Below are 300 nucleotides of genomic sequence, written 5' to 3'. Positions count from 1 at the left end.
CACGATCGCCTGGCCCTGCACCGCCACCAGCACCAGCCGCCGCGTGAGCAACGCCAATACCGCGTCAGGCGTGAAGTTGCTCGCGACGCGGGCGATCACCTCGGCCGGGTAATCCCGCGCATTGCTGCTGTGCAGGGCGGCCAGGATGACCTGGCTGATGCCTTCAGCATCGGTGGGTTGGGCGAGACGAACGGCAGTCGACATGCAGGGCTCCTTGCAGAAACAGATATCAAAACCATCCCCATACTAATGTGGGAGCTGGCTTGCCTGCGATAGCGGTCTGTCAGTCGAAGCATCTGT

General features: G+C 62.3%; 1 protein-coding gene. It reads right to left on the bottom strand.

Annotation, left to right across the window (positions count from 1 at the left end):
* On the bottom strand, positions 1 to 204 hold a 204-nt coding region (locus tag HX774_RS19495; protein WP_218650547.1), incomplete at its 3' end, for a hypothetical protein.
* Positions 205 to 300: the final 96 nt, after the last annotated feature.

This window comes from Brevundimonas sp. P7753 (assembly GCF_013386595.1).
GTDB classification, from domain to species: Bacteria; Pseudomonadota; Alphaproteobacteria; order Caulobacterales; family Caulobacteraceae; genus Brevundimonas; species Brevundimonas bullata.
The sequence above is the reverse complement of the archived record's forward strand: the minus strand, read 5'-3'. Positions and strand labels throughout refer to the sequence as shown.